Consider the following 12892-nt stretch of genomic DNA (forward strand, 5'->3'; position numbering starts at 1 on the left):
TTATTGTGTATTTTATTCTAATTTTGTGGTTTATGGTTCGAGCTATTTCAACAAGATGCCATATCGCGTAAGTTAAAACAGGAAATGTAATTGGGTACCCCGAATTTTTTAAAAATGCCAATAACTGAAGATTGGTCTGAATTGGTTGATTTTACGGGGTCTTTGGCAGATGCCGCAGCGGCGTGCACGACGACCTATTTTCGTCATCCAATAGATATAATGACGAAAGAAGACAAGTCTCCAGTAACGATAGCTGATCAGGAAACGGAGCGTCTTCTACGGGAGATGATTTCAAAGAAATATCCAACCCATGGAATTCTGGGCGAGGAGCATGGCTCTGAAGGATTGGATCGGGATGATCTATGGGTGCTTGATCCAATCGATGGAACAAAGAGTTTTATCGCTGGTTTACCGGTTTATGGAACTTTAATTGCTTACTTACATTTACAGCAAGTGCGCATAGGCGCCATTTCCATGCCGGCCATGCATGAATTCTGGATTGGCGTCCAGGGGCAAGGGTGCTTTTTCAACGGTGTAAAATGCAGTGTCAGTGCATGTGAAAACCTTCATGACGCTATTTTGATGACCACCTCGCCGGATTATTTTACGGGAATGGACAAGGGGCGATTTGGTGAGATAAGCGAAAAAACACGCTTACAACGATATGGTGGCGATTGCTATATATACGGAATGCTGGCATGCGGTTGGGCTGATATTGTTATTGAACAAGGGTTGCAAGCTTATGATTACATGGCTCTTGTTCCGGTTATTGAGGAAGCGGGCGGGATTATTACAGATTGGTCCGGTAACGGTTTGGGCCTGAATTCCGACGGAAATGTTCTCGCCGCAGCAACACCAGCATTGCATCAACAGGCACTTGAAATTTTGGAGCGTTAGCTTAGGCTTCCGACTGTCTCTTTTTTCTATCGAGGATAATATGGACGCACGATATGTAAAAACAATCACGGATGCGAGGAGTATTGTTGAAGATCGTGGCCTTGAATATGTAAAAGTTGGTGTTTTTGATATTGATGGCGTGCTTCGCGGAAAATATCTCAGCAAATCAAAATTTTTTAGCATATTGGAAACGGGTTTCGGGTTTTGCGATGTAGTTCTTGGCTGGGATGTCAACGATCAGCTATATGACAAGGAAAGCTATACTGGCTGGGCAAATGGATATGCAGATGCAACAGTCGTTCCGGTAATTGAAAGCTGCCGTGAATTACCATTGGAAGACAATATGCTGTTCTTTCTTCTGGAATTCGGGGATAGGGCTGCTCATGTCTGTCCGCGGCAAACGCTGAAGAGGGTTTTATCCAAAGCGTCAAACATGGGATATAGCGCGACGGCTGCTTGCGAATTTGAGTTCTTCCTTTTCGAAGAGACACCGCAGTCAGTTCGGGAGAAAAACTATAATGATCTCGATAATTTTACACCGGGTTTTTTCGGATACTCGATGCTCCGGGCGTCAGTGGAAAACGAATTTTACGAGCAGCTACTGGCTCTTTGCACGGAAATGGATTTTCCTATAGAGGGGTTGCACACGGAAACCGGCCCCGGTGTTCTGGAAGCGGCAATAGCCTATGACGAAGCCCTGCTCGCGGCAGATAAGGGCGCTCTATTTAAAACCTATACCAAAATACTGGCGCAAAAAAACGGATTGATGGCGACATTTATGGCGAAATGGTCACCGGATTATCCTGGACAAAGTGGCCATATTCATTTGTCTCTCGCTAACAAAGATGGATCATCTGTCTTTCATGAAGAGGGCAAGGACCATAATATGAGTGATGCCATGCGTCATTTTGTTGGCGGTCAGCAAAAGCTGATGCCGGAACTTTTGGCAATGGTTTCACCCACAATAAATAGCTATACGAGACTAATTCCGGGATTCTGGGCGCCGACTGAAGCCAGCTGGGGCGTTGATAACCGGACATGCGCCTTAAGGGCGATCCCCGGATCAAAACATGCGCAGCGGGTCGAATATCGGATTTCGGCAGCAGATATAAATCCACATATCGCAATTGCCGCAGCTCTAGGCTCGGGATTGTGGGGTATCGAGAATAAAGTAGAACCGACAGATCCTGTTGTTGGAAACGCTTATACACAAGAATTTCCGGAAGAGCTCGCATTACCGCAAACATTGTGGAATGCAGCTCAGTCCTTAAAAAAATCCAGTGCCGCCCGTGAATTGTTTGGTGACGCCTTTGTGGATCATTATGTCGTGACACGGGAATGGGAAGAACGGGAATTCCGTAAAGCCATTACGAATTGGGAAATGGAGCGATACTTCGAAATTATCTGATGGTTTTTGGGTGGATATTACAAGGGCATCATTAGAAGAGGAAGCTCTCGCGTATCGTCGACTTCCGACCGGCACCAACCAGTATGTTTGGCCCCCATTCTTTTATAGAAGTCTACAGCATTTGGGTCTGCCTCAATCCTCATTTCAGTGTAGCCAAGCGAACTGGCCTTTTTCATGGCAGATTTGAAAAGTGCACGGCCATAACCTTTACCAATTGCAACCGGAGAAATGTACAGAAGTTGGAGCTCGGCATGAGTTCCTTCTTCTGAAAGAAAATAAAAACCTACATATGAACTGTCTTCTTTAACTGTACCGCTGTGCAACCTTCCAATCATTTCATCCGTAATTTTCAAGGCAGTTTCGCATGATTTGATAAATTCATCGGAATATCCCCAATATGCTTTTGATTCCAATGCAAGGATTGACAATTCGGCACCGTCGCCAGGTTTTGCCGGTAAGATATCAGGAGTAAGGGCGTTTTGCATGATCGTCCAGATGTCGTGGTTTAAAAGATCAAGTGTTCTTTTCAAATATGCAGGAAACTACCTGCTCTAAAAAAAAGGTCACAGGTAAGGATACCTGTGACCTGGTTTGTCGGTTCAGAAAATCACTGAGCAACAACGCGCGTCAATGCGCCATCAATTGCGTCAATGACTTCATCCATATCACTTTTCGTGCTGATAAGGGCCGGGCTTAGGCATAAAGTATTATTCATCCCGCGAAGTGACCGGTTTGTCATTCCGATGATTACAGCATTATTTGCAAAACAATCAGCAACGACAGCTTGCGCAATACTCTCATCAACCGGCATTTTGCTTTCCCGGTCGGACACCAGTTCAGCGCCACAGAACAAGCCCTTGCCGCGAACATCACCAATAATCTGGTGCTTGGCTTTTAAACCATGTAGTTTTTCCATCAGATATTCACCTATGGTAACCGTGTTTTCCAAGAGGTTCTCATCTTCCAGAATACGCATGTTTTCAAGAGCTGCTGCAGGACCCGCTGCACATCCGCCAAAAGTAGATATGTCCCGGAAATAGCTCATTGGATCATCCGGGTCGGCTTTAAATTCGTTAAAGACCGCTTCAGTCGTTACAGTGCACGAGATTGCGGCATAGCCTGACGCAACGCCCTTTGCCATTGTGACCATGTCAGGTTTGACACCGTAATGCTGATATCCGAACCAGGTACCAGTGCGGCCCATGCCACAAACAACTTCATCAATAATCAGAAGAATATCATATTTGGCACAGATTTCCTGAACACGATCCCAATAGCCCTTTGGCGGTTCAATAACTCCACCACCCGCAGTAATGGGTTCTAGGATCAATCCACCAACTGTGTCTGCGCCTTCACGCAGGATTACTTCTTCAATCGCGTTGGCGGCTTTTATGCCATAGTCCTCAATATCTCCCCATTGTGAGCGATATTCCAGGCAATGAGGGACCTCTACGAAGCCGGGTGTGAATGGGCCATACTGATCACGCCGTTCTCCTTGACCACAGGACGACAGGGCGGTGATTGTCGTGCCATGATAATCGCGTTCGCGATAAAGGATTTTCGATTTCTTGCCGCCATGCTTGTTATGGGAAATCTGGCGAACAATTTTGTAGGCTTTCTCATTGGCTTCGGAGCCCGAGTTTGAATAGTAAACGCGGCTCATTCCAGGCATCTTGGAAATCAACTGGTTGGCAAATGTCGCGCCGGGAATAGAACCTGCTGAGCCGGCAAAATAGTTCATTTTCACCAATTGGTCACGGACAGCATCCGCAATGGTTTCCCGGCCATAGCCAACATTTACGGTCCAGACACCGCCCGAAACGGCATCCAAATGTTCGCGACCCGCCTGATTCCAGACACGCAAGCCTTTACCTTCAATAATGATAAGGGGATCCTGCGTTTCATATTTCTTGTGCTGGCTCAAGTGGTGCCAAATGAATTCGCGGTCATTTTCGACGATTTCGCTATAGTCGTTTACTGATTGAGTTAGATCCATTGCTATATCCTAATCCTGTGGCAGTTTCGTGTTGATCGCTACTGCTGTTGCATTGTCGGTTATCGTGTCTTCTGGGCGTTGCATCAGAGACCGTATAGCCAATTAGTATGGAGTGGACGCATAATATTGTTGCACTGATAGTACAACCCAATGTCCGTAATATCTTCCTTTGTATAATCGTAATATTTTGGATGAAGTGATAGGTCCAGAATTTAAGAATTGATAAGGCCAATTTACTTTCCATCAGAATACTGCAAAAATGGGCAAATGGCTCTGAAACTAGGGATCGACTTTATGTTCTTTGAGATTGATAGAAATTCGCGCATGTCTTTTCAAAGCCAGCTCCGTACGAGTATGGTCGAAGCAATAATCAATGGTCAATTGACCTGTGGCACAAAATTACCGTCAACACGGAAGCTGGCAAAAAACCTTGGATTGTCACGCGTAACAGTTGTCATTGTTTACGAAAAACTTGCGGAAGATGGATACATTAACGCGACGGAGCGATCAGGGTACCGTGTTGCAGATATTGGACCCAGGGTAACGGAGCCTGCCGTTGTCGGAAAAAAATCGAGCTCGTTAAAAAATCCTGCAGGTGATCTGCAAAATATTGATTGGGAAGGTCGCCTGGATATGCGGGTATCTTCTCAGAGAAATATTGTGAAACCGGTGAAATGGCAGGATTACCCATTTCCGTTTGTGTACGGACAACCTGATACGTCACTGTTCCCATTGGGGGACTGGCGAGAATGTTCGCGGCAAGCGATGAGCCAGATGGATATGCTAGATTGGGCCAATGATGCTATCTCTCAGGATGATCCATATTTGGTGCAACAGATTAAATCCAAATTATTACCAACCCGGGGAATATTTGCCAATGACGATGAGATCTTGGTAACAATGGGTGCACAAAATGGCCTGTATCTCGCAGCTGCAGCCTTAATGAAAGCAGTAACACGCGTAGGTATTGAAGATCCAGGATACCCCGATGTCCGCAATATTTTCGAGTATCATCGGGCCGATCTTGTCCCATTGGAGGTGGACGAGGAGGGGGTAAGGGTTGATGATACTCTGGTTTCATGTGACGTGGTTTATGTGACGCCTAGCCATCAGTATCCGACAACGGTGACGTTATCGGAAAACCGCCGTCGAAATTTGCTGGAAGCGGCTTCGAAGCATGATTTTTTCATTATTGAAGACGATTTCGAAAGTGAAACCAACTATACAGATGTTCCAGTACGTGCGCTCAAATCACAGGATAGGGATGGCCGCGTAATCCATGTGGGAAGCTTGTCAAAATCGATGTTTCCTGGATTACGGCTGGGGTATGTTGTCGCACCTTCTCCGTTGATAAAACATATGCGGGCGCTTCGACGTTTAATGTTGCGCCATGCACCGAGCAACAATCAAAGAACGACATCTTTCTTTATAGCCATGGGCTACCATCTCACTTACACGCGGCAATTAAACCAAGTGTATAGCGAAAGACGTTTTATCATGAATGAAGCGTTACAGCGCTTTATGCCTGGAATGTCAACTCAGCCTAAGTTCGGAGGAACGAGCTTCTGGGTTAAGGGCCCGGAACAGCTGGATGCGGAAGACCTTGCTCAGCAAGCACTATCTGCTGGCGTCGTCTTGGAGCCAGGGCAAGTGTATTTCAGCGACAGAGAAAAAGGAAAAAACTATTTTCGACTTGGTTTTTCCTCAATTGCGACGCAAAGAATTGAAGAAGGACTGCAAATAATTTCTGAGCTTTTAGCGTCTTCAAAAACTTAGACGTCATCAGGCAATATGTATATGATTACGACCGATTTGATCAACAATCTCCTGCGGAGGGAGCTGATCCGTTAGCAACATGTCCACACGTGTGAAGTCACATACTTTAACAACGCCTGGCCGGTTAAACTTCGTGTGATCAGCAACCATAACAATGCTGGACGCTTGGGGTATGACTGCGCGTTTGAATTCCGCTTCGCTTAGATCAAAATCAAAACAGCCAAGTTCACCGTGAAGGGCTCCGATTGACAGGATGGCGCGTTCTGTTGAGAACTGTTTTGCAAAGCTTACGGCCGTTGGACCATATGCCGCACTGTCATCGGCACGTAATTCCCCGCCTGCCATATAAACAGTATTATTATTTCTGGCACAAAGATCGCGAGCTACTTCTGTTGAATTGGTGACTATGGTCATGTTCCGGTGTGCGCTTAGTTCTTTCGCAATATAGCAAGAAGTACTGCCATTATCGATCAGCAATGTTTCGCCATCACCGATGATTGAAGCCGCCAGTTTCGCAATTTTCTGTTTTTCCTGCCGTTGTTCTTCCAATCGTCGCAAAAAGGGGGGTTCCAATGAAGAATGCGGAAGCATGACACCGCCATGTATTTTCTCAACCGATCCCGTTTGCGTCATTTGCTTTATGTCACGACGAATCGTTTCATCTGAAACGCCAAGTTTGGTAGCTAATTCAATAACTCCGCAGGATTTTTCAATCTGCAACAACCGCATTATATCCATTTGCCGTTTTGTTTGCTTCACTACCATCTCCCAATTTAGCGAAATCAAAACCGTGCATATCATATTTTGCGGGAAAGCCGAAGGAAAATGTGGAAAACCACAGTATCTCGAAATTTATTAGGCATTTTGTGGAAATAAATAATTTGAGGGGTGTTTTGGACTTAGTAAATCTGGCAGAGAATGATAAATATGAACTCTAATTTCGGATAGGTGAAAGTAATGTCTCAAAGCCTGAAAACGTTTAGTCCAATAGACGGGAGTCTCTATGTTGAGCGCCCTTATACGTCGTCACAATCTATTCAGCAGATGCTCGCCGCAGCGAAAGAGGCGCAAGATACCTGGAAAAATACTTCTGTTCGGGATCGGGCTATTATTCTGAGCAACTGTGTCGAAAATTTTGCGTCTAAAAAGGATGTGATCGTCGACGAGCTCGCGAGGCAAATGGGCCGGCCGGTAAAGTTTGGTGCCGGTGAAGTAAATGGCTTTGTCGAGCGGGCGAGCCATATGATTTCCATTGCGGAAGAATCCTTGGCATCAATCAAAATTCCACAAAAAGAAGGCTTTACACGATATATAAATCGGGAGCCATTAGGTGTGGTTTTCACGATAGCGCCGTGGAATTTTCCGTATATGACGGCTGTGAATTCAATTGTTCCGGCTTTGATGGCGGGTAATGCTGTTATTTTGAAGCATGCGACACAAACTCACTTATGTGGTGAGCGGATGGTGGAAAGTTTTGTTGAGGCGGGATTGCCCAAGGACTTATTCCAGGTCGTTGTTGCCTCTCATCAGTCAGCCGCAGAGATTATTCAATCAAATCAAGTTGAATATGTTTGCTTTACCGGCTCCGTTCCGGGCGGTACAGCTATTGAAAAAGCAGCGCTTGGTCGGTTTATTGGTGTTGGGCTGGAGCTAGGCGGAAAAGACCCGGCATATGTTCGTTCGGACGCAGACTTAACTTCCGCTGCCGAGAACCTTGTTGATGGTGCGATGTTTAACTCCGGCCAGTCGTGCTGCGGGATTGAGCGTATTTATGTACATACTGATGTGTATCGCGAGTTTGTTGATGCGTTCGTCGACACTGTAAATAGCTATGTCTTAGGATCACCTTTGGAGGCTGAAACGACATTGGGGCCGATGGTCAACACAACGGCAGCAGATTTTGTAAGGCGACAGGTTTTGGACGCTGTTGGTGCTGGCGCAAGAGCTTTGATCGATCCATCTCATTTTCCTGCAGACAAACCCGGGACACCCTATCTCGCTCCGCAGGTCGTCGTTGATGTAACCCATGAAATGCGGCTTATGACAGAAGAAAGTTTTGGTCCGGTTGTGGGTATTATGGAGGTATCTTCGGATGAGGAAGCTATTGCATTGATGAACGATAGTGAGTTCGGTTTAACGGCCTCTGTTTGGACAGAAGATGTCGATGCTGCAATACGTATCGGTGATCAGGTGGAAACGGGGACATGGTTCATGAATCGTTGCGACTATCTTGACCCCGCCCTTGCCTGGACAGGCGTGAAAAACTCGGGAAGGGGCTGTACGTTATCTAGCGTCGGTTATGAAAGTTTGACACGACCGAAATCTTATCATTTAAAAACAGCTGGTTAGGACACCTTTATGACTTCAGATATTAATCTTTTGACCGGAAATTGGAATTATCCAACGGCGATGCGGTTTGGTGTTGGCCGGCTCAAAGAATTAGGAGAAACCTGTAAAGAATTTGGAATGAAAAATCCGCTCCTGGTCACGGATCCTGGGCTGGCGGCATTGCCGATGATTGAGGACGCCCGGGTTTCTTGCTCTGAAGCTGGAATAGGTTTCGGTATCTTTAGCGATATCAAGGCCAATCCTGTTGGCCGAAATGTTGACGACGGAGTGGCCGTGTTTCAGAATGGCAAACATGATGGTGTCATAGCATTTGGGGGCGGTTCGGGTATCGATGCAGCCAAAGCAATTGCCGTTATGTCATCGCAAGCAGAAGGTGTCTTTGAGTTTACTGCCAACGGGAATGACTGGGAAGATATAGATCCGAAGGAAATTCCGCCTATTCTGGCGGTCCCGACTACATCTGGAACAGGTTCCGAAGTTGGACGTGCCTCTATCATTACAGACGAAGAACATCATGTGAAGCGGATCGTTTTCAACCCAAAAATGATGCCGGTTGCGGTTATTGCAGATCCTGCGTTGACAGTCGGCTTGCCGAAAATGATTACGGCTGCGACGGGTATGGATGCTTTGTCGCATAATCTGGAGGCCTATTGTTCGCCGCATTTTCATCCCATGGCTGAGGGAATTGCGATCGAAGGCATTCGTTTGGTGAAAAACTTCTTGGCCCCGGCCTGTACAGACGGCACTAGTCTTGAAGCTCGTAGTCAAATGATGATTGCATCGTCGATGGGAGCTACAGCGTTTCAACGTGGCCTCGGTGGTATGCATGCATTGGCGCATCCCCTCGGCGCCCTATATGATGCACATCATGGCATGTTGAATGCGATCTTGATGCCTTATGTATTGATCCGAAATCGATCTGCGATCGAGGATAGAATGATCCGGCTTTCAGCATATTTGGGCCTGAAAGACCCTTCGTTCGACTCATTTCTGGATTGGATTTTGGCATTGCGTCAAGAAGTTGGTATTCCGAATGATCTTTCAGCTCTCGATATTGATCTTGAAAAAAAGGAGCTGGTGGGTTCCATGGCAGTTGACGACCCGTCTTCAGGCGGCAACCCCATATCGCTGACAGCCAGCCAGTATACTTCGCTGTTTGAAAAGGCTGTCACCGGAGACTTGAGCCGGTAATTTGGCCGGAGTCATTATTGTGGTTTTGGGCAGAAATATTCGTAAAATTTTGACTGAAAAATCGTAGCTATTTTTCCATTTTTGTGGAAAACTCTCTAAATAGACGTATATCATTTTAACTTATACATCTAAAGGTAGATTGATTTTGGACGGTACTATAGTTCTTTTAAATTTGATGGGAGGCGTGGCCTTACTGCTGTGGGGCTTGAGAATGGTCAATACAGGCGTCATGCGCGCTTTTGGCCGGGAACTTGGTGCTTTTCTGAAATTTTGTTTGAAAAATCGATTCCAATCCTTTTTCGGCGGATTGAGCGTTACAATGCTCCTGCAAAGCAGCACGGCGACGGCACTATTGACTGCTTCATTTGCAGGTAAAGGTCTTGTGCCAGCCGCCGCGGGTATCGCAATCATGTTAGGGGCTGATGTCGGCACGACATTGGTTGCCCAGGTGCTGAGTTTCGATTTATCCTTTCTGGCGCCGGTCTTGCTCTTCGTGGGTTTTGTCCGGCATGCAACAGCCTCTTCCACGCGGGCCAAGAATCTCGGCCGGATTATTCTAGGCCTGGGAATGATGCTGACGGCTCTGAAACTGCTAGCCTTCGCGTCAGAGCCGATCCGGACTTCTGAAATATCACAATTTGTTTTGAGTTCTCTGTCGGGTGAGCCGGTTCTTGTTGTCATACTTGCCGCCTTGATTACGATTATTGCCCATTCAAGTTTAGCTACTGTCCTGTTTTCATTATCTCTAGCTGCAACAGGAAATTTTCCGATGGATGTTGCGTTCGCCATGGTTCTGGGTGCGAATCTAGGGGGGGCAGTTCCGCCGATTATGGCAACCATGAAAGCAGATAAAGCGGCACGTCGACCGCCCCTTGGTAACTTGTTCTGTCGATTGATCATTGTTGTCGTCATGGTCCCTTTTGTAAATGTCGTGGGACCGGAATTAGCCTTGTTGGAAGCCTCTCCTGCGCGTCAACTTGTAAACTTCCATACAATGCTTAATCTCGCTTGCGTGGTCATATTCCTCCCGTTTGTTGGTCCATTAGGCCGACTGACGGAAAGGTTGCTACCTGACAACACCCGGGCAGATGAAAATATACCAACGCCCCTTTATTTGGACAAAGCTGCGCTTGATAGCCCGCAACTGGCCATGGCAAATGCCGTCCGGGATACATTGCGTATGGGTGAGATACTTGAAAATATGTGTCGCAATACCAAAGATGCTATGGTGACCGGCAATCCGCAATTATTCCCTAAAATTCGCGCAGGCGATCAATATGTCGATGACTTCGACAGAGCCATTAAAAATTATTTGACGAAGCTGGGGCGGGAATCTTTGGAGGAAGAAGATGAAGCCAGATGCCGCGAGATATTGAGCTTTACGACGAACCTGGACCATATCGGTAATATTGTTGTTATGAATATGACGGAAATGATCGAATCCAGTGTGAAAAACCAGGTTAATTTTGCCTTGGAAGATCAAGAGGATTTCGTCAAATTATTTGATATAATCTTGACCAACCTAGGATTGGCGCTAACTGTTTTAATGACAAGTGAACCAGCATCTGCAAAAAACCTAATCCAGAGAAAGCAGCTTTTTCGCGAGGCTGAACGTAAATCAGTGAATAACCATTTGCGACGATTGCGGAGCAATAGGACAATGGATCAGGAAGCAAGTGCGATGCACCTGAGTTTGATGAGCGATTTGCGACGTATAAATTCTCTCGCGGCGGCTGGTGCCTATCTGGTTGCCGGACTGAAGGAGCATTAATATACCTTCTAACCGGTTTTTATGTGCTGCAATCCGGCAAATAGGCGATCCGGAAAATCCGTGATCACAGAATCCACACCCCAATCCAAAAACCGGTTGGCCATTTCCGGATCATTAACAGTATAAACTAGGAATTTATAACCGGCTGCCTTGACGGCTGTGACGTTTTCTTTTGTGACAAAGTCTTTTTCGCAATGCAACGAGGCGCATCCGGCTTCCACCAAACGTCTTTCCCAATCAGGGGGAATGGCTTCAGTCAGGTATCCGAGTGGGACATCTGGCATAAGAGATCCAAGTTTTTTCAGCGCTTCGATATTAAACGATGAAACGAGAAGCGGGACGTTTTCAGGAAGATACTCCTGCAATTCTGCTGCGACTCGCTCGGTTGTTGGAATCTGCCAACCCTTACAGGGTTTAAGTTCAAGATTGAGCCCGAGGCCTAATTTTTGAATTGTGAGAATTGCCTCTTTCAATGTTGGTATTTTTTCACCAGTGAAATGCGGCGAAAATTGTATGCTGGCATCCAGTAGCTTTATTTCTTCCAGTGTTTTCAGAAGAACAGGACCATGGCCATTCGTACAGCGATCAACATCTGTATCGTGATGAATTACGGCTATATTGTCTTTGGTAACGCAGACGTCAATTTCGATAAACTTTGAGCCCAAAGTAGCAGCCATTTCAATGGAAGACAAAGTGTTCTCAGGTGCATGTCCGCAGGCTCCGCGATGCCCCATTATTTGCGGTAACTGGTCCAGAACTGAATGCATCATCAAAGGTCTCCAACTGACCAGTCAATGGGCGTTTCGTTTATTGACTTCAAAAATTCATTTGCTTTGGAAAAATGACCATTCCCGATAAAGCCGCGATGGGCGGATAACGGTGAAGGATGGACGCTTTCCAAAACATAATGTTTATTTCTATCAATAAATCGCCCTTTTTTTTGAGCGTAACTACCCCAGAGCAGAAACACGATATTCTCGCGCTTTTCTGCAATGGATGCAATGGCCGCGTCCGTAAAATTTTCCCAGCCTTTCTTTTGGTGGGCACCGGCATTTCCCCGCTCGACCGTCAGTACACTGTTTAAAAGCAAGACACCTTGTTTCGCCCAGCATTCCAGAAAACCGTTATTTGGTCTCGGTATATTTAGGTCGCGTTCAATTTCTTTGTAAATATTGACCAAACTCGGTGGAACGCGAACACCTGGCCGGACAGAGAAACTCAAACCGTGTGCCTGCCCGGGTCCGTGATAGGGATCTTGCCCCAGTATCACTAACCGGACCTTCGCAAACTGGGTGCCATTAAACGCCGAGAATATTTGAGAACCGGGAGGATAAATGGTTTTGTTTAGACGCTTTTCAGAGATCAGGAACTGCTTCAGATCTTTCATATAGGGCTTGTTAAACTCTGGCCGAAGATGTTCAAGCCAGCTTTCATCCAGTTTAGGATCTGGAGACGTTGTCTTATTTACATCTGCTTCAGTCATCGACTTCATCCGCGTTGGAAA

General features: G+C 46.3%; 11 protein-coding genes. 6 read left to right on the plus strand and 5 right to left on the minus strand.

Translation table 11 applies throughout. The features are described 5' to 3' along the window. Positions 1-114 precede the first annotated feature (114 nt). Positions 115-897: a histidinol-phosphatase gene (hisN, locus tag NBZ79_RS08425; protein ID WP_420854598.1), complete on the plus strand. Its 783-nt coding sequence runs from the start codon at positions 115-117 to the stop codon at positions 895-897. Between the two features lie 40 nt (positions 898-937). Then, positions 938-2305: a glutamine synthetase family protein gene (locus tag NBZ79_RS08430; RefSeq protein ID WP_251937399.1), complete on the plus strand. Its 1368-nt coding sequence runs from the start codon at positions 938-940 to the stop codon at positions 2303-2305. Positions 2306-2322: 17 nt separating this feature from the next. Here the strand turns inward: NBZ79_RS08430 and NBZ79_RS08435 are convergent, their stop codons facing one another. Continuing rightward, positions 2323-2790 carry a GNAT family N-acetyltransferase gene (locus NBZ79_RS08435; protein WP_251937402.1) on the minus strand — a complete coding sequence of 156 codons (468 nt, stop codon included), beginning with the start codon at positions 2788-2790 and terminating at the stop codon, positions 2323-2325. Positions 2791-2912: 122 nt separating this feature from the next. Beyond that, a complete protein-coding gene (locus NBZ79_RS08440; protein ID WP_251937405.1) occupies positions 2913-4301 on the minus strand; it encodes an aminotransferase family protein in 1389 nt (462 codons plus the stop codon). Between the two features lie 267 nt (positions 4302-4568). Here NBZ79_RS08440 and pdxR point away from each other — a divergent pair, with 267 nt between their 5' ends. Further along, entirely contained in the window at positions 4569-6077 is a 1509-nt protein-coding gene (pdxR, locus tag NBZ79_RS08445; protein ID WP_251937431.1) for a MocR-like pyridoxine biosynthesis transcription factor PdxR, read from the plus strand. A gap of 6 nt (positions 6078-6083) precedes the next feature. Here the strand turns inward: pdxR and NBZ79_RS08450 are convergent, their stop codons facing one another. Further along, positions 6084-6836 (minus strand): DeoR/GlpR family DNA-binding transcription regulator, encoded by a 753-nt coding sequence (locus NBZ79_RS08450; protein WP_251937434.1) that lies wholly within the window; start codon positions 6834-6836, stop codon positions 6084-6086. Positions 6837-7034: 198 nt separating this feature from the next. Between NBZ79_RS08450 and NBZ79_RS08455 the strand changes: the two genes are divergently transcribed. The 3 genes from NBZ79_RS08455 (at position 7035) to NBZ79_RS08465 (ending at position 11388) form a co-directional block, all read left to right on the plus strand. Then, positions 7035-8426, plus strand: coding sequence for an aldehyde dehydrogenase family protein (locus NBZ79_RS08455; protein ID WP_251937437.1), 1392 nt, complete (start codon positions 7035-7037; stop codon positions 8424-8426). Between the two features lie 9 nt (positions 8427-8435). Next, on the plus strand, positions 8436-9617 hold the full coding sequence (locus NBZ79_RS08460; RefSeq protein ID WP_251937439.1) for an iron-containing alcohol dehydrogenase: 1182 nt from the start codon (positions 8436-8438) through the stop codon (positions 9615-9617). Between the two features lie 211 nt (positions 9618-9828). Continuing rightward, positions 9829-11388, plus strand: a complete 1560-nt coding sequence (locus NBZ79_RS08465) for a Na/Pi cotransporter family protein (protein ID WP_251937442.1) — start codon at positions 9829-9831, stop codon at positions 11386-11388. Positions 11389-11396: 8 nt separating this feature from the next. Here NBZ79_RS08465 and NBZ79_RS08470 read toward each other — a convergent pair whose 3' ends face one another. Continuing rightward, complete coding sequence (locus tag NBZ79_RS08470) at positions 11397-12158, minus strand: glycerophosphoryl diester phosphodiesterase (protein WP_251937445.1); 762 nt, start codon at positions 12156-12158, stop codon at positions 11397-11399. Then, a complete protein-coding gene (gene ung / locus NBZ79_RS08475) occupies positions 12158-12871 on the minus strand; it encodes a uracil-DNA glycosylase (protein ID WP_251937448.1) in 714 nt (237 codons plus the stop codon). The genes NBZ79_RS08470 and ung overlap by 1 nt, the downstream gene beginning before the upstream one ends. Positions 12872-12892: the final 21 nt, after the last annotated feature.

It is taken from the genome of Sneathiella marina, from assembly GCF_023746535.1.
Taxonomy (GTDB): Bacteria; Pseudomonadota; Alphaproteobacteria; order Sneathiellales; family Sneathiellaceae; genus Sneathiella; species Sneathiella marina.